This window comes from Yoonia sp. GPGPB17 (assembly GCF_037892195.1).
GTDB lineage: Bacteria > Pseudomonadota > Alphaproteobacteria > Rhodobacterales > Rhodobacteraceae > Yoonia.
Genome location: NZ_JATACI010000002.1, coordinates 2,416,560 through 2,432,158 on the forward strand (window position 1 = coordinate 2,416,560; position 15,599 = coordinate 2,432,158).

The 15,599-nt window shown below is 56.8% G+C and carries 16 protein-coding genes and 3 pseudogenes; 16 read left to right on the top strand and 3 right to left on the bottom strand.

Features of this window, described 5'->3' with window-relative positions; genetic code table 11:
- Nucleotides 1-58 precede the first annotated feature (58 nt).
- The 10 genes and pseudogenes from QTO30_RS12990 to QTO30_RS13035 all read left to right on the top strand — a co-directional run bounded on the left by QTO30_RS12990 (nt 59) and on the right by QTO30_RS13035 (nt 9,209).
- Complete coding sequence (locus QTO30_RS12990) at nt 59-619, top strand: DUF3305 domain-containing protein (protein WP_445327192.1); 561 nt, start codon at nt 59-61, stop codon at nt 617-619.
- Nucleotides 616-1,170: a DUF3306 domain-containing protein gene (locus QTO30_RS12995; RefSeq protein WP_340424521.1), complete on the top strand. Its 555-nt coding sequence runs from the start codon at nt 616-618 to the stop codon at nt 1,168-1,170. The genes QTO30_RS12990 and QTO30_RS12995 overlap by 4 nt, the downstream gene beginning before the upstream one ends.
- Nucleotides 1,167-1,775 (top strand): TorD/DmsD family molecular chaperone, encoded by a 609-nt coding sequence (locus QTO30_RS13000; protein ID WP_340424522.1) that lies wholly within the window; start codon nt 1,167-1,169, stop codon nt 1,773-1,775. The genes QTO30_RS12995 and QTO30_RS13000 overlap by 4 nt, the downstream gene beginning before the upstream one ends.
- A 78-nt stretch (nt 1,776-1,853) precedes the next feature.
- On the top strand, nt 1,854-2,051 hold the full coding sequence (locus QTO30_RS13005) for a twin-arginine translocation signal domain-containing protein (protein WP_340424523.1): 198 nt from the start codon (nt 1,854-1,856) through the stop codon (nt 2,049-2,051).
- A gap of 148 nt (nt 2,052-2,199) precedes the next feature.
- Nucleotides 2,200-5,100: a formate dehydrogenase subunit alpha gene (locus QTO30_RS13010; protein ID WP_340424524.1), complete on the top strand. Its 2,901-nt coding sequence runs from the start codon at nt 2,200-2,202 to the stop codon at nt 5,098-5,100.
- Between the two features lie 13 nt (nt 5,101-5,113).
- The gene (gene fdh3B, locus QTO30_RS13015; protein ID WP_340424525.1) at nt 5,114-5,707 is read left to right on the top strand and encodes a formate dehydrogenase FDH3 subunit beta; all 594 of its coding nucleotides are present in this window, start codon (nt 5,114-5,116) and stop codon (nt 5,705-5,707) included.
- Nucleotides 5,708-5,784: 77 nt separating this feature from the next.
- Nucleotides 5,785-6,962: pseudogene (locus tag QTO30_RS13020) on the top strand (formate dehydrogenase subunit gamma).
- Nucleotides 6,963-6,971: 9 nt separating this feature from the next.
- Nucleotides 6,972-7,097 (top strand): hypothetical protein, encoded by a 126-nt coding sequence (locus QTO30_RS13025; protein ID WP_340424526.1) that lies wholly within the window; start codon nt 6,972-6,974, stop codon nt 7,095-7,097.
- 370 nt (nt 7,098-7,467) lie between these two features.
- Complete coding sequence (locus tag QTO30_RS13030) at nt 7,468-8,241, top strand: outer membrane protein (protein WP_340424527.1); 774 nt, start codon at nt 7,468-7,470, stop codon at nt 8,239-8,241.
- 200 nt (nt 8,242-8,441) lie between these two features.
- Complete coding sequence (locus QTO30_RS13035) at nt 8,442-9,209, top strand: nuclear transport factor 2 family protein (RefSeq protein WP_340424529.1); 768 nt, start codon at nt 8,442-8,444, stop codon at nt 9,207-9,209.
- 72 nt (nt 9,210-9,281) lie between these two features.
- On the opposite strand, the gene QTO30_RS22105 is transcribed toward QTO30_RS13035, so the two are convergent.
- The 3 genes from QTO30_RS22105 to rbfA form a co-directional block, all read right to left on the bottom strand.
- The gene (locus tag QTO30_RS22105) at nt 9,282-9,608 is read right to left on the bottom strand and encodes a hypothetical protein (protein ID WP_445327149.1); all 327 of its coding nucleotides are present in this window, start codon (nt 9,606-9,608) and stop codon (nt 9,282-9,284) included.
- A 110-nt stretch (nt 9,609-9,718) separates the two neighbouring features.
- The gene (locus tag QTO30_RS13045; RefSeq protein ID WP_340424530.1) at nt 9,719-10,438 is read right to left on the bottom strand and encodes a phosphodiester glycosidase family protein; all 720 of its coding nucleotides are present in this window, start codon (nt 10,436-10,438) and stop codon (nt 9,719-9,721) included.
- Nucleotides 10,438-10,833, bottom strand: coding sequence for a 30S ribosome-binding factor RbfA (gene rbfA, locus QTO30_RS13050; RefSeq protein WP_340424531.1), 396 nt, complete (start codon nt 10,831-10,833; stop codon nt 10,438-10,440). The genes QTO30_RS13045 and rbfA overlap by 1 nt, the downstream gene beginning before the upstream one ends.
- Nucleotides 10,834-10,930: 97 nt before the next feature.
- On the opposite strand from rbfA, the pseudogene dapB reads away from it, so the two are divergent.
- The 6 genes and pseudogenes from dapB (at nt 10,931) to oppB (ending at nt 15,590) form a co-directional block, all read left to right on the top strand.
- Nucleotides 10,931-11,741, top strand: a pseudogene (gene dapB / locus QTO30_RS13055) (4-hydroxy-tetrahydrodipicolinate reductase).
- Between the two features lie 27 nt (nt 11,742-11,768).
- Nucleotides 11,769-12,218: a ribose 5-phosphate isomerase B gene (rpiB, locus tag QTO30_RS13060; protein ID WP_340424532.1), complete on the top strand. Its 450-nt coding sequence runs from the start codon at nt 11,769-11,771 to the stop codon at nt 12,216-12,218.
- A gap of 121 nt (nt 12,219-12,339) precedes the next feature.
- Nucleotides 12,340-12,702, top strand: coding sequence for a dihydrodipicolinate reductase (locus tag QTO30_RS13065; RefSeq protein WP_340424533.1), 363 nt, complete (start codon nt 12,340-12,342; stop codon nt 12,700-12,702).
- Between the two features lie 254 nt (nt 12,703-12,956).
- Nucleotides 12,957-13,823, top strand: coding sequence for a peptide ABC transporter substrate-binding protein (locus QTO30_RS22110; RefSeq protein WP_445327150.1), 867 nt, complete (start codon nt 12,957-12,959; stop codon nt 13,821-13,823).
- A gap of 13 nt (nt 13,824-13,836) precedes the next feature.
- Nucleotides 13,837-14,592 carry a peptide ABC transporter substrate-binding protein gene (locus QTO30_RS22115; RefSeq protein ID WP_445327151.1) on the top strand — a complete coding sequence of 252 codons (756 nt, stop codon included), beginning with the start codon at nt 13,837-13,839 and terminating at the stop codon, nt 14,590-14,592.
- 71 nt (nt 14,593-14,663) lie between these two features.
- Nucleotides 14,664-15,590: pseudogene (oppB, locus tag QTO30_RS13075) on the top strand (oligopeptide ABC transporter permease OppB).
- Nucleotides 15,591-15,599 lie beyond the last annotated feature (9 nt).

A 15,599-nucleotide genomic window follows, 5' to 3' on the forward strand; every position in this document is an offset into this window, starting at 1 on the left:
TCCGTTGCGTCAACGATTTTTCATACAATAGTATACAGTTTACGGGGGGTAACTTTTGATCCACGTAACCAACAGATATGACGTTCTTCCGGTGGGTGTTGTGATGCAACGGGCACCGGGTGTCACGCCTTGGGCAAAGTGGTCTTGGACGGCACGTGCGGTGCTTCCTGGAGCGCAACCCGCACACTGGGTTGAAATGCGCCGCGATGGTGAGACCACCGAATATCATGCGGGCACACTGAACCTTGAGTTGCACCGCGCGGACACCGACGCCTATCTGCATGGCCTGCATGCCAAGGACCCCAGCGTCTATATCATTTTGCGCGAAGGCGTGGGTGATGCACCCCTTGACCTCGTCCTCTTGACGGTTTCGCCCTACGAGGCGCAGGACTATGCCGACAGTGGTGAGGAGATTATCGAAAAAGTATCCATGCCACCTGCCTTGCGTGCCTGGGTAGAGGACTTTGTCGAGAAACATCATCAGGAAGAAACCTTCATCAAGCGCAAGCGCGACAAAAAGCGGATTGATCTGAAGCAGGATGGAATCGGTGACGCCCGTGTCAGCCGCGGACCTGATGTTTACGCGTCGCCCCGCCGCCAAAGGGAGCGCCTGCAATGACCAAAGCGAGCTTCTGGGATCGTCGCCGCGCGGCTGTTGCGGTTGAAGCGGAGGAGGTTCGCGCCGCCGAACGCGAAGCTGACCTGGCTGAGCGCAGCGATGAAGAGATTCTGGCCGAGCTGGATTTGCCCATGCCAGAAGAGGTTGAAGACCCCGATAGAATCCGCGCGTTCCTGACACAGGCCGTGCCACAACGCATCAAGACGCGGGCGCTACGCCAGCTTTGGCGCATCAATCCGATGCTCGCCAATCTGGACGGCCTTGTTGATTACGGCGAAGACTTTACCAACAGCGCAACAGTCGTTGAAAACCTGCAAACGGCTTATCAAGTCGGCAAGGGCATGATCGCCCGGATCGAGGCGATAGCGCAGCCGCCCGAGCCGGAAACAGTGACGTTACCGGACGTCGCGGATGACGACGAGGAGCTGCCAGAATTGGCGCACACCTCTTTTCTGGAAACGCACACGGATGAGCCTGACGAAGCAGCCGTTACGCCACTTCGTCGTCGTATGACATTTGCCTTTGAGACCACACCGGAAGGAACCGCATGAACGTGGCGACCGACATTCAGATCCCGACTGAAGATCGCCAGCGCGCTGATCTTTATAACTTCTTAGGGGTCATCCTGTCATCGCCACCCGATGAGATGATGCTGGCTCAGGTGGCCAGCCTATCGGGTGATTATACAGATCTGGGGCAGGCTATTGCCACGTTGGCCAAGCTTGCCAAGCTGAGCAAACCCGAGATGGTCGAACGCGAGTTCAACAATCTGTTTATCGGAATCGGGCGCGGCGAACTCTTGCCCTACGCCAGCTACTACATGACCGGTTTTCTCAATGAAAAACCATTGGCGACACTGCGCCTGGATATGTCCCGCCTTGGTTTGACCCGCTCTGAGAATGTGTTCGAACCCGAAGATAACATCGCTTCTTTGATGGAGATCATGGCGGCGATGATTGTTGGTCGTTTTGGTCAGCCCGCGCCCCTATCGGAGCAACGGACGTTCTTTAACGCGCATATCGCCCCATGGGCCCGCGTGTTTTTTGCCGATCTAGAGGCGGCAGAAGGCTCTGTCTTCTATGCGCCTGTCGGCACTGTTGGCCGCACCTTTATCGAGGTCGAGGTCGAAGCCTTCCGCATGAGCGGGCAGGCGTAACCAAATCCCGAACGCGCCCTTAAGGGGGTGTGTTTGGTTCACCGGCGGTCACCGCCACGCAAGAAAGGAGAGTTATCTATGACTCACCCATCCAGCGAAAAACGCAGCGAAAGCCGCCGTGATTTTCTCAAATTGTCTATGACAGCCGCGCCATTGGCCGCCGCTGTCGTTGCAACCGGCGCGGACCCGGCTGCGGCATCTGTCGCCGACCTTTCGGATGATACGATACAAGACACCGCGCAGACCCGCGCATATTACGACGCCGCCCGATTTTAGTCTGACGCCGTTTGCCGTGACCCTTGTTTGGGTGCGCGGATCAACTGCATCTGGCGACTGGTTGCGTGACGCCCGACTGCCTTGATGCAAAACCAACAGACCCATGACGTGCAAACGCTGTTTGCGTTGATACGGGGAGGAGAGAAACATGCTTAGGAAAAAGACCAACGGGGTTGCGCGACGCTCCCAACGGACTTCGATCCTGACCGAGGCAGCAAACGCTTCGGTAGACCGCCGCGGATTTCTGCGCGGTTCTGGCCTTGCCATTGGTGGCATGGCCGCGATTGCCGCGACCGGCGGCACGGTGACCCGTGCTGATGCCGCGACAGCCGCTGTAAGCGGAAACATTGAATTGAGAAAGACCGTTTGCACCCACTGTTCAGTGGGCTGTTCGGTCATTGCAGAGGTGTCTAACGGTGTCTGGGTCGGCCAAGAGCCCGGCATGGACAGCCCGTTCAACCTGGGCGCCCATTGCGCCAAAGGGGCCGCCGTACGTGAACACGCCCATGGTGAACGCCGCCTCAAGTACCCCATGAAGAAAGAGAATGGCGAGTGGGTTCGCATCTCTTGGGATCAGGTGATCGACGAAGTCGGCGACAAGATGTTGCAAATCCGCGAAGAAAGCGGCCCTGACAGCGTTTATTGGTTGGGGTCGGCCAAGCACAGCAACGAACAGGCCTATCTGTTCCGCAAGTTTGCTGCCTACTGGGGCACGAACAATGTCGACCACCAGGCACGGATTTGTCACTCGACCACTGTGGCTGGTGTGGCAAACACATGGGGCTACGGCGCCATGACCAACAGCTACAACGACATCCACAATTCCAAGGCGATCTTCATGATCGGATCCAACGCCGCAGAGGCGCATCCGATTTCCATGATGCACATCTTGCGTGCCAAAGAACGCAACAACGCACCCGTTATCGTATGTGACCCCCGCTTTACGCGGACAGCGGCGCATGCGGATGAGTATGTGCGCTTCCGGCCCGGTACGGATGTCGCCCTTGTCTGGGGTATCCTCTGGCACATCCTTGAGAACAACTGGCAGGATGATGAGTTCATCCGCACCCGCGTATGGGGCATGGACCAGATCAAGGAAGAGGTCGCCAAGTGGACACCTGAAGAGGTTGAGCGTGTAACCGGTACGCCCGGCAGCCAGCTTGAGCGTGTGGCCCGTACCTTGGCTGATAATCGTCCCGGCACTGTCATCTGGTGCATGGGTGGCACACAGCACACCAACGGTAACAACAACACCCGCGCCTACTGTGTGTTGCAGCTTGCTTTGGGCAACATGGGCGTTAGCGGGGGTGGCACAAACATCTTCCGTGGCCACGACAACGTGCAAGGTGCAACCGATCTTGGCGTTCTGTCGCACACATTGCCAGGCTACTATGGCTTAAGTGCTGGTGCATGGGCGCATTGGGCCCGCGTTTGGGAAGAAGACCCTGAATGGCTGGCCGGTCGCTTTGATAGCTTGCAGTCCGCTGATGGCAGCACAAAGTCATTGCAGAACCTGACCGGTATTCCGGTATCGCGCTGGATCGACGGCGTTCTGGAAGACAAAGACAACATGGACCAGAACGAAAACGTCCGGGCCATGGTGCTTTGGGGCCACGCGCCAAACTCTCAGACTCGTCAGGTCGAGATGAAAGAAGCGATGGAAAAGCTCGACATGCTTGTCGTGATTGATCCCTTCCCAACGGTGTCAGCTGTCATGCAGGATCGGCCAGACAACACCTATCTGATCCCGGCCACGACACAGTTTGAAACCCGTGGTTCTGTCACGGCATCGAACCGGTCATTGCAGTGGCGCGAACAGGTCGTTGATCCTTTGTTTGAGGCAAAGACAGACCAGGAAATCATCGCGCTGTTCTCCAAAAAGTTCGGCTTTCACGAGCGTATCTTCCGCAACATCGCCCTTGAGGATGACGGCCTGACGCCTGATCCCGAGGACACGCTGCGCGAGATCAACCGCGGTATGTGGACGATCGGCTACACGGGTCAAAGCCCCGAGCGGATCAAGAAGCACATGGCCAACCAGCACACCTTTGATCGCACAACGTTGCAGGCGGTTGGTGGACCGGCCGACGGGGATTATTACGGTATGCCTTGGCCAAGCTGGGGTACGCCCGAGATGAACCATCCCGGCACGCCGAACCTTTACGACATGTCCAAGCCTGTCTCTGAAGGTGGTTTGACCTTCCGCGCCCGCTTTGGCGTGGAACGTGACGGTGAAAACCTGCTGGCCGAAGGAGTTTACTCCAAAAACTCCGAAATTCAGGATGGCTACCCCGAATTTACCATGCAGATGCTGATGGATCTGGGGTGGGATGGCGATTTGACCGCAGAAGAGCGCGCGTCAATCGAAGCCGTTGCCGGTCCGAATACCAACTGGAAAACCGACCTCTCTGGCGGAATCCAGCGGGTTGCGATCAAGCATGAATGCGCGCCCTTCGGTAATGCCAAGGCGCGAACCGTTGTCTGGACATTCCCCGATCCGGTGCCTGTGCACCGCGAGCCGCTTTATACAAGCTGGCGCGATCTGGTCGCGGATTACCCCACATACGAGGACCGCAAGTTCTATCGCTTGCCAACCATGTATGCTTCGATCCAGAAAAACGACTTCTCGCAGGACTATCCCATCATCCTCACCTCTGGCCGTCTGGTCGAATATGAGGGCGGCGGCGATGAGACCCGATCGAACCCATGGCTTGCGGAATTGCAGCAGGACATGTTCGTGGAAATGCACCCACGTGACGCCAACAATCTGGGCGTGCGCGATGGCGCAGACGTCTGGGTCGAAGGCCCCGAGGGCGGTAAGGTAAAGGTCAAGGCGATGGTCACCCGGCGGGTTGGCGAAGGCGTAGCCTTCATGCCTTTCCACTTTGGCGGCCATTTCCAGGGCGAGGATCGGCGAGCGAAATACCCTGCCGGTGCTGACCCCTACGTCTTGGGTGAATCGTGCAACACAGCGCAGACCTATGGCTACGACTCTGTAACGCAGATGCAGGAGACCAAGGCCACACTCTGCAAAATCATGCCAGCGTAAGGGAGGACATATTATGGCAAGAGCAAAGTTCCTTTGTGACGCCGAGCGCTGCATTGAATGCAACGCCTGTGTCACGGCCTGTAAGAACGAACACGAGGTGCCTTGGGGCATCAACCGCCGCCGGGTGGTCACCATCGACGATGGTACCCCCGGGGAACGGTCGATCTCGGTGGCATGTATGCACTGTTCGGATGCGCCATGCATGGCCGTTTGTCCGGTGGATTGCTTCTATCAGACCGCTGATGGTGTAGTTTTGCACTCCAAAGATCTGTGCATTGGGTGCGGGTATTGCTTCTATGCGTGTCCTTTCGGTGCACCACAGTTCCCGCAGGCAGCCAGCTTTGGATCACGCGGCAAGATGGACAAATGTACCTTCTGTGCCGGTGGCCCAGAGGAAAACCATTCCGCTGCCGAGTTCCAGAAGTACGGGCGCAACCGCATCGCAGAAGGCAAGTTACCGATCTGCGCTGAAATGTGTGCGACCAAGGCGCTACTGGCCGGTGATGGTGATACAGTGTCTGACATCTACCGCGAGCGTGTCGTTGCACGCGGGTTCGGGTCTGGCGCATGGGGTTGGGGTACCGCCTATGACGGGCGCGATACCTAAGCACCGACTGACATTGTGAAAGGGGCGCATAGGAGCGCCCCTTTCATACAGAATTCAAATGATTTGGGATTTGCCTCATGTTGATCAAACGCCTCATGACCCTTTTTGTTATGCTGCTTCTGGCCGCCCCTTTGGCCGCACAGGATCGTGCTGAAACAGGCGGCGCGCAGACCTTGGAAGATATCATGGCCCGCCAAGCCGCCCAAGAGGTGGATGACGCCTTTCGGCGCGATGCAACGGGTGATCCTGAGGCGGCAGCAGCGACGACTGACCAGTTAGGGTCTCTAGGTGGTGTCTCGGACGCCGAAGTCTGGCGCGCATTGCGCTATGACAGCGCCGATATCACCGTATCCGCCGGGGGCCGTGTGGCGGAAACACTGGTGCAATCGTCCGGCATGCGTTGGCTTGAGTTCCGCGAAGGTCCATTGGCAACCTATGGCGGCTGGGCCTTGCTGGGGACTATTGGTGCATTGATTGTGTTTTTTTCCTGCGTGGCCGCATCGGCGTGGATGGCGGGCTGGCCGGACGCACTGTACAGCGGTTCAAATTCATCGAACGCTTTGCCCATTGGCTGCTGGCCGGATCATTCATCCTGTTAGGGTTGACCGGATTGTTGATCCTTTTTGGGCGGTTCTTCATCGTGCCCGTCTTCGGACACGAAGCAAATGCGGTGATCCTGCGCTTTGGGATTTTCGTACACAACAACGTGTCATGGGCTTTCATGCTGGCGCTGGTGATGATTTTTGTGATGTGGGTCTGGCACAACATCCCCAACCGGCTGGACCTTGTCTGGTTCGCTCAGGCTGGCGGCATCATCGGGTCAAAGCACCCGCCAGCCAAGAAATTCAACGCGGGACAAAAGCTCATCTTCTGGTCCTGCATTGTGTTCGGTGGGCTGATTTCAGTGACAGGTCTGTCGCTCATCTTTCCTTTTGAAATCCCGGTCTTTGCCTGGGCCTTCGGCGTTTTGAACGCGACTGGTTTGGCTGAACTCTTCACCGGGGCTCCTCTGCCTGCAACGCTCACACCGCATGCTGAAATGCAGCTCGCACAGGTACTGCACGCAGGCTTTGCATTCCTGCTGATGGCGATCATCATCGCGCATATCTACATCGGTTCGGTCGGGATGGAAGGGGCCTCTGGTGCCATGACCCATGGCGAAGTGGATGAAGCATGGGCCAAACAACACCATTCGATCTGGCTTGAGGAACTGCAGGCCGAAGAACGCAAATCCAGCGCGACCCCAGCGGAATAGGAACCACGCATGAAAGCAATTTTTGCAGGGCTCGCCGCTGCGGTTCTCATTACGCTGCTCTCAGGATATGGGCTGCCTTTGATTGGCTTTTCATCGGCAGAAACGCAAAGCGGCGAAAGCGTGCGGCTGGACTGAAGTCTGTTGTGCCATAAAGGCACCTACGCGTGGCGGACCCATTGGGCAACCATACCATTTGTTACCGAAAGATATAACGCCAAGCATGTGCCATCTCCTCCACCAGCGCATCGTGGATGCGATGGCGTAATGCTTTGATCGGTTTGGCCGTTCTTGATGTCATGTCCTAAATAGCGTTCTGCCCGGCTCCCAAACTGTCCGGCCCGGTCGGCACGGACGCAGATCAGTCGGACAGCCAGCGACTTGACCTCGTTGATCGTGCAGAAGTGGCTACCGACCCACAAGCGCCATGGCCTGTGCCTCACACGCCGTATGGTCGTTTTGGGCGAGACTTCTAGTGACATCAGTGATGAAAAGAACGGACCTAAAAATGCAATTGAAAACACCTCTTTTGGCTATCTCCCTTTGCGCGATGGCAGTGCCCCTACACGCCCAGAATTGGGAGGGTTGGCATGCCGGTCTGCAATTCGGCGGCATCAGCGCGGAAGGGCAGCACAATATTACCGAAGACGGCTTTGAGAACTTCGACCTCGATGCACCGACCAAATTGGATGAGATCGAAGGTGGGCTAGTCGGCATACGGGCGGGGCGCGACTGGATGCGTGGATCACTCGTGTTCGGTGCCGAGGCTGAGATTTCCAAGGCGGGAAACGGCGTGAACCAGTTTAGTGCTGTCAACGATACCAGCGACAACGTCGGCGAGTTCTACGAGACGGAGATAAGCGGCCTCGGCTCGATCAGGGGTCGCGTTGGATATCTTGTTGGTGCCGAGCAGAACACACTTCTCTACGGTCTGGCGGGGCTTGCGGCGGCAGACATCAGGGCCTCTAACGGGGATGCGGACGATGCGGACCCTGACCCCGGCACGATTGACCTTGTGGCCGACTGCGACACTGCGACCGGCGCTTGTGCCGAAGCTAGTGATACCGTGTTCGGCTATACGATCGGTTTTGGCGTAGAGCATCAATTGCCAGATGTGCAGTTCGGCGGCGGCAATCTGAGCGTCGGCCTGGAATATGCTTACTACGACTACGGTGACGCGGAACTGAGCACCACGACAACCGAGGCAAATCCGGCAGACCATGAATTCGATGTCGATCTGTCGGCGCACACCTTACAGGCGGTCTTGCGGCTGCGCTTCTAGTGTTACGGTGTGATACTAACAAAGCGCGCCAGTAAGTAGCGCGCAAGTGGCAGGTCTGGACGCTTTTTGAGTACCAGATCTGCCACTTATCGGCGCCATGGCAAGCGGCGATATGAATGCGCTCGTGGCTGATAATCACAGATGCTAGCATAACTTGTGGCCCGCAGGCAGCAGGCCGCGCACAAAAAAGGAGGTTGCTTATGGGACGGGGACTGGAGAATGTGCGCCGTATCTATCTGGAAGGGATCGCGGGCGGGAACGCGCGTGAAGCCGTGATGAAGTACACCGGGCACCGCTATACGCAGCACTCTACCGGTGTGGGTGACGGCGCCGATGGTTTCCTGGCTTTCTTCGAACCCTTCGTCGCCAGAAACCCCAAACGTCACATTGAGATTGTCCGCATCTTTGAGGATGGGCCATGGGTATTTTGCAACGCCTATCAATCGCTGAACGATGGGGCCGCACAATGGGTCACAATGGACATGTTTTATACCGATGCCAGCGGATTGATCCTGGAACACTGGGATACCATCGCACCTTACACAGCTAAGACCCTGTCTGGCGCAAACATGGTGCGCGGGGCAACCGACGTTGATGAATCCGCGGATGGCGCGGCCAGCAAAGCGCTTGTTCTCGAGTATACCAAGCAGGTTCTTCAGCAGCGTGATCATGGGACACTGGGCGCGTTTGTCGCCGAGGGCCTGATCCAGCACGCGCCAACAATTGCAAGTGGCCGCGCGGGTCTTGCTTCTTGGCTCGCGTCGGCCGATGGGGGGCGCTACGAGATGATGTTCCAGATCATTGGGCAGGGCAACTTCGTGGTAACATACGGAAAACGCCATGCGCACGGCAAAGACATCGCCGTTTTTGATCTGTACCGCGTGGCAGACGGGCTGATCGTCGAGCATTGGATGAATGAAGAAGAGATTGGCCCCCGCGAAAACTGGGGAAATACCGGGAAGTTCTAAAGCACCAAAATTGGTGCATACTCGCCGTCAATCAACCACAGCATAGTTGCCCCTTCCAACGAAGACAGGTGACTATGTCATCTCCGACCACTTTTGTGGCAGCCTCAAGCCAAGGTGAATAGGCCGGACCGCAGCATCGTCGACGGCGACAAGATCGACATAGAATGGGCGATCCACAGACGCTACGCCCAGCAGAAGATGTCCACCCGAGAGCACATCGGCAGAGGCTGCGGCCCCTGCCGCAAGGCGCAAAGGCAGAATAATACTGGCAACGCCAAGTGCGGGGGTTTGTTTATGGATTCCTGTTAGAACACATTGGGCGCAATCCAGTATGGACTCAGCATACTTGTTGAGCCGATCCGCAGAGACGGTTTGCAGCCATTCAGGGATAGCACCCATTTGTCGAGACGGGCTCAAAACGGCAAATCACCCACCCTATACAAAGATTTGGTTTCCCGTTCGGGCCAAGGTTCAAGGGTCGGTACCGCAATCATCCGACCGTCCATGCCCTACTCCGTCACGGCAACCATCGGCCCCAATGACTGAAACCCAAAGTCGCTCCGCCCTTGGGCCCGGGCGTAAAGCCGTGACACTTTTCCGTCGAAATAGAGTGCATTCGGCACTTTCAGATAATCACGAAAGAAGCTGCCAAATTCATGGAACGTTACGCCATCGTTGGAAATCACAAAAACGGCTGTCTCACCATCCCCGCTGGTCCCAACCCCATTGCGGATAAAACGTGACGTGCTGTCCACCAAAAACCGCGGATGCAGCGCCCCATCAATCACGAGCATCGGGCCGGACTGTGTCGCGTCCCGGCACGTTGGCGCGCGGGCCACATAGTCCAGCGTTTCGTAGACCAGCGCGCTGTCTTCATTGATGCAGAACACGCCATTCGGCAGCAGCCCAAAGTTGCCCGGCCCCGCGTTCGGAATGACCCGCATGGTTTCCACACCATCCTCAATGTAGTGGCCAACCGGGGACCGATCATCGTGGTACATGCCAGCGTTCATTGCGAATGACAGGCTGTTCACCTCCGGCAAATCCTCAATCCCGCCAAAGCTGCCGATGACCGTGCCGTCAGCATCTTTGTGAAACAAGCTGAGGTTTTCAGATGTCACATCCACAGTGCAAGCGGTGTAGCTGTTGCCTGCATACGCAACATCCTCGCAGGTCACTGCCGCCGCTGGCGCAGTCCAGAACAGCAACACCGCGAAAAACCAGCGCATCAGTCGTCTAGGTCCTGACGGACATGATCCTCTGCCAAAAGCGCGCGGGTAGCGTCGATCTGATCAAAGGTGCCGTCAATTTCGAACCGCAGCTCTGGTGCGAATTTCATCGTGCCACCCTTGACCACCAAATGCCGAATTTCGTGTTTGTTGCGGCGCAGAGCCTCTAATGCCTCTTCCTTGCCCTGCCCTCCAAGGGGCAACACAAAAGCCGTCGCGATCCGCAGATCGGATGTCATACGCACCTCGCCCACCGTGATGGACATGCGCGCGAGGTCATCGTCATGCACGTCGCCACGTTGCAGGACTTCGGACAGGGTCCGGCGGATCACCTCGCCCACGCGCAACATGCGCTGGGTAGGGGCCTTGCCGTCTCGGTTTGATTGCTTTGCCATACCGCCCATTTAGTCGTTGCGGAAGACGATGCCAAGCTAGGCTTTGCGTCAGCGGCAATCCGGCGCTAAAGGAGGGGCCAAGAAGAGGAAACGCGACATGACAGACACACCAGGCATCGTGATCACGGGTGGATCAGGCAGAATGGGGCAAATGCTGATTAAATTGGTGTTGGCATCAGACAAATGCCGTCTGGTGGGTGTGCTAGAGCGATCCGGGCATGATTGGGTCGGGCAGGATGTCGGCACCATGATGGGTGGGCAACCCATGCGGCGTGAACGTGACGGACGACGCAGTTGAGGTTTTTGCCAAGGCGCAGGCGGTGATCGACTTTACTGCGCCAGCGGCGACGGTCGATTTTGCGGGCCTCGCAGCGCAGGCGCGTGCGGTGCATGTGATTGGCACGACTGGGCTATCGGACGATGACCTGAAAGCCATCAACGCCGCATCGCGCCACGCCGTAATCGTGCGCGCGGGCAACATGTCTTTGGGTGTGAACCTGCTGGTGCAACTCACCAAAAAGGTCGCCGCCGCGTTGGACGATGACTTTGATATCGAGGTGATCGAGGCGCACCACAACCAAAAGGTCGACGCCCCGTCAGGCACCGCGCTGATGCTGGGTGAGGCTGCCGCCGAAGGGCGCGGCGTGTCGTTGAAAGACGTCAGTGATCGGGGGCGTGACGGGATCACGGGTGCGCGTAAGAAAGGTGACATCGGGTTCAGCGCCATTCGTGGTGGCGACATCGTCGGCGAACATGACGTGTTGTTCGCAGCGGCGGGCGAGCGGATTGTGCTGCGTCACCTTGCAACGGATCGCGCCATTTTCGTGCGCGGCGCACTGAAGGCCGCCCTTTGGGGACAGGACAAGAGCCCCGGCGAGTACGACATGATGGATGTGCTTGGCATCTGACCAAGTCCAAAAAACAGGAACACCTCTATGACCACCAACAAACGCGTTGTGCTTTCAAGCGATCACGCCGCCATCGAAATGCGTCAGGAGATTGCGGCGCATATCACGGCCAAGGGTTGGGAAGCCATTGACATCGGCCCTACAACGCCCGAAAGCACGCATTACCCCGCACATGGCGAAGCAGCTGCGCGTCGCGTGGCGGACGGTGACTGCGCGTTCGGTATAATCCTGTGTGGCACAGGTCAGGGTATCATGATGGCCGCCAATAAGGTCAAAGGCATTAGATGTGGTGTCTGCTCCGACGTGTTCTCGGCCCAGATGACCCGCGAACACAATGATGCGAATATGTTAGCGATGGGCGCACGTGTGATTGATAACGCAAAGGCAATTGAAATTGTTGGTGCGTTCCTGACTACGGATTTCGGCGGCGGACGGCATGGTACACGGGTCGAGATGATCAAAGCACTGGAAGCCTGATCCGCCAATCGGCCTAAAGCCGCCGATCGCAGGCGCAAATCGTACGTTCTGCGCCGTGTAAGTGAACCAAACACCGGTGCTCACCGTATCAAGGGGTATCCTGCTGACGATGGAGGGCCCGATGCGATCCGCGATCCTATCTTTGACCTTTGCAACCGTCGCCGCACCTGCGGTGGCCGACAGCTACGTCCCGGTGAAAGATCAAGCGACCTTCCTGTCGCTTGTCGAGGGCAAGGAGCTGCGCAATTTCTTCTACGGTGTCCGTTTGAACGTGCTGTCAAATGGGGACATTGACGGCTCGGCCATCGGTTGGGAGATCGACGGGAACTGGAGTTGGCAAGACGGCTACTTCTGCCGTGAACTGAGCTGGGGTGGCGATCCGATCCCCTATAACTGCCAGTTGGTTGAAGCACGCGGTGAGGACAGATTGCGGTTCACCGTGGATCAAGGTGCGGGCGACTCGGCTTCATTCCGGTTGCAGTAGGCCGGATTGAAAGCGGGCGAATCGATGTCACTCCTCGCGGCCATCGAATTACATAATTTCGCTTAGCTACTGGAATTGCGCAGTTTATTGTTCGGTCGGACCAAGTTTTGGACGAAGCACAGACTACCGTAGGGTCAATCTTGGATTCGGCTTGCCATTTCCTGTCTCGCGTCAAAGGATAGTGGCACCAGCGCGATTGCGCCCCGAAGCCAACGATTGCATCACAAGAAGATGCAACCATAGGGAGATTCTACATGACACTCAGAACCAAACTCTTAGCGACAACCTCTGCTGTATTGATCGCCACAACCGGCGCGCTCTATGCCGACGGCCACGCAACGCATCCCGTCACCGGCGAAAAGCTCGCCTCTGACCAGTCATTTACATACCGCGATCTCGACGAAAGCCCGTCGATTGATCCGGGTCTGGCAGAAGATCAGGCGGGGGGCGATATCCTGCGTGACCTTTTCGAAGGTCTTTATAACCAAGATGCCGCTGGCAACCTTGCCCCCGGTGTCGCACTGAACCACACGGTGAGTGACGACAATCTGACCTATACTTTTACACTGCGCGACAACGCGATGTGGTCCAATGGTGACCCGGTCACGGCAGGTGATTTTGAATATGCTTGGAAACGCGCCGCTTCTCCCGAACTGGCCTCCCCATACTCATGGTTCATCGAAATCATGGCGCTTGAGAATGCCTCTGAGGTAATCTCTGGCGACTTTGATACATCCGAATTGGGTGTCACAGCCATTGACGATACCACATTGGAAGTTCGGCTGACGCAGCCGTTACCCTACTTCCCGCTTATGCTGACCCATTTCACAACCTTCCCTGTGCCGCAGGGCACAATTGAAGAGCATGGCACCGACTGGACCAAGCCAGGCAATATGGTATCCAACGGCGCTTACATCCTGACCGAACATGTCCCGCAAGAGCGGCTCGTGCGTGAACGCAATGAGATGTACTGGGACAACGAGAACACAATCCTTGAGAAAGTAACGTCCCTTGTCATCAACGATGAAAATGTGGCCCTGACCCGTTATCTGGCTGGCGAATTGGACCGCACGCACGTGCCTGCTTTACCAGTTCCCTCGCCTGTCCGCCGAATACCCTGATCAAGCCGTATCCGTGCCAGAAGCGTGTTCCTATTACTACATGTTCAACCTGCGTGACGGTGCATCCGCGGACGTGCAAGACGTGAACGTCCGTCGCGCCCTCAGCCTTGCCGTTGACCGTGACATCATCGTCGAAAACGTGCTCGCCGGTGGTCAGAAAGCGGCCTATACATTCACGCACTGGGCCACAGCTGGCTTTGAAACCCCCGACATTCCCAAAGCATCCATGACCCAAGCCGAGCGCAACGAAATGGCGCAGGAACTGATGGCAGAAGCAGGCTATGGCCCGGACAACCCGCTTGAGATTGATCTGGTCTACAACACCTCTGACAGCCACCGGTCTGTCGCCGTCGCTATCAGCCAGATGTGGAAACAAACATTGGGTGTCGAGACCGTGCTCGCCAATCAGGAATGGCAGACCTTCCTTGAAGCGCGTTCCAATGGTGACTATGAAGTCGCCCGCGGTGGTTGGTGTGCTGACTATAACGAAGCCTCGACCTTCCTTGATCTGATGCAATCTGAGTCTGGCTACAACGACAGCAAATTCGTCAGTGCCGAAGTTGACGCGCTGATGGAAGAGGCCAAGACTTCAAACAATGCGCAAGCCAACTATGACCGCGTTGAGGAAATCATCGCGGAACAAGCGCCGATCATCCCGATCTATCACTATGCATCTGTCTATATGTATAGCGAAAACCTCGAAGGCTGGCCTTTTGAGAACTTCCAACAGCAATGGTACTCCAAAGATCTCTATAAGATCGCTGAGTAATCACGTTTCGTGATCAGCCGCGTCCCCCTATTTGGGGCGCGGCTTTCCCATTCCGTTAGGACATCTGACACATGCTCAGCTTTGTTGTTCGCCGCCTTGCAGTGGCCATCCCTACCCTATTAATATTGGTCATCCTGTCGTTCATCCTCATGTACGCGGCCCCCGGAGGCCCCTTCAACTCTGAACGCCCTTTGCCGCCCGAGGTTCTGGCGAACATCGAAGCGAAGTACGGGCTGGATCAGCCTTTTTGGAAGCAGATCGTCAATTACGTGTCTGGCGTTGTGACGGCATTCGATTTCGGGCCGTCGTTTCAATACAAAGATCGCTCAGTCAATGATATCATTGCACAGGGCTTTCCGGTTACCTTGACCTACGGCTTTTGGTCATTTGTTGTCGCCGTCGTTGTCGGTGTTTCGCTCGGCGTCGCTGCAGCAATCAAGCAAAACTCATGGATCGACTACTTCGCTGTTGGTGTCTCTATCGGCGCGCAGGTCCTACCAAACTTCGTGATGGCCCCGATCCTGCTTCTGGTTTTCACGCTCTGGCTTGGTTGGTTACCCGGAGGCGGTTGGCAGGGTGGCCAATGGCAATTCCTGATCATGCCGGTGATCGCCCTGTCGACATCCTACATGGCCTCCATCGCACGGATTACCCGGTCTTCGATGCTCGAAGTCCTGAACACTAATTTCATCCGCACTGCCCAGGCCAAGGGCCTGCCCATGCGCCGCGTTATCTGGCGGCATGCAATGAAGCTTTAAGCCATTCTGCCGGTCCTGTCCTACCTCGGGCCTGCCTTCGTCGGCATGATCACCGGCTCGGTCATCATCGACGTGTTCTTTTCTACCGGTGGCATCGGGCAGTTCTTTGTGAACTCTGCCTTTAACCGCGATTACTCCGTCATCATGGGGATCACCATTCTGGTGGGCACCCTGACAATCCTGTTCAACCTTGTGGTCGATATCCTTTACGCATGGATCGACCCCAAGATCCGCTATTAAGGGGGCCAT

Bases quoted from the DNA above. Each gene is read 5' to 3' on its own strand.
- QTO30_RS13035 (WP_340424529.1), top strand. From the start codon at position 8,442: ATGGGACGGGGACTGGAGAATGTGCGCCGTATCTATCTGGAAGGGATC.
- QTO30_RS13025 (WP_340424526.1), top strand. From the start codon at position 6,972: ATGAAAGCAATTTTTGCAGGGCTCGCCGCTGCGGTTCTCATTACGCTG.
- QTO30_RS13000 (WP_340424522.1), top strand. From the start codon at position 1,167: ATGAACGTGGCGACCGACATTCAGATCCCGACTGAAGATCGCCAGCGC.
- QTO30_RS22105 (WP_445327149.1), bottom strand. From the start codon at position 9,608: ATGGGTGCTATCCCTGAATGGCTGCAAACCGTCTCTGCGGATCGGCTC.
- rpiB (WP_340424532.1), top strand. From the start codon at position 11,769: ATGACCACCAACAAACGCGTTGTGCTTTCAAGCGATCACGCCGCCATC.
- QTO30_RS13065 (WP_340424533.1), top strand. From the start codon at position 12,340: ATGCGATCCGCGATCCTATCTTTGACCTTTGCAACCGTCGCCGCACCT.
- fdh3B (WP_340424525.1), top strand. From the start codon at position 5,114: ATGGCAAGAGCAAAGTTCCTTTGTGACGCCGAGCGCTGCATTGAATGC.
- QTO30_RS12995 (WP_340424521.1), top strand. From the start codon at position 616: ATGACCAAAGCGAGCTTCTGGGATCGTCGCCGCGCGGCTGTTGCGGTT.
- QTO30_RS22110 (WP_445327150.1), top strand. From the start codon at position 12,957: ATGACACTCAGAACCAAACTCTTAGCGACAACCTCTGCTGTATTGATC.
- rbfA (WP_340424531.1), bottom strand. From the start codon at position 10,833: ATGGCAAAGCAATCAAACCGAGACGGCAAGGCCCCTACCCAGCGCATG.
- QTO30_RS13030 (WP_340424527.1), top strand. From the start codon at position 7,468: ATGCAATTGAAAACACCTCTTTTGGCTATCTCCCTTTGCGCGATGGCA.
- QTO30_RS13010 (WP_340424524.1), top strand. From the start codon at position 2,200: ATGCTTAGGAAAAAGACCAACGGGGTTGCGCGACGCTCCCAACGGACT.
- QTO30_RS13005 (WP_340424523.1), top strand. From the start codon at position 1,854: ATGACTCACCCATCCAGCGAAAAACGCAGCGAAAGCCGCCGTGATTTT.
- QTO30_RS13045 (WP_340424530.1), bottom strand. From the start codon at position 10,438: ATGCGCTGGTTTTTCGCGGTGTTGCTGTTCTGGACTGCGCCAGCGGCG.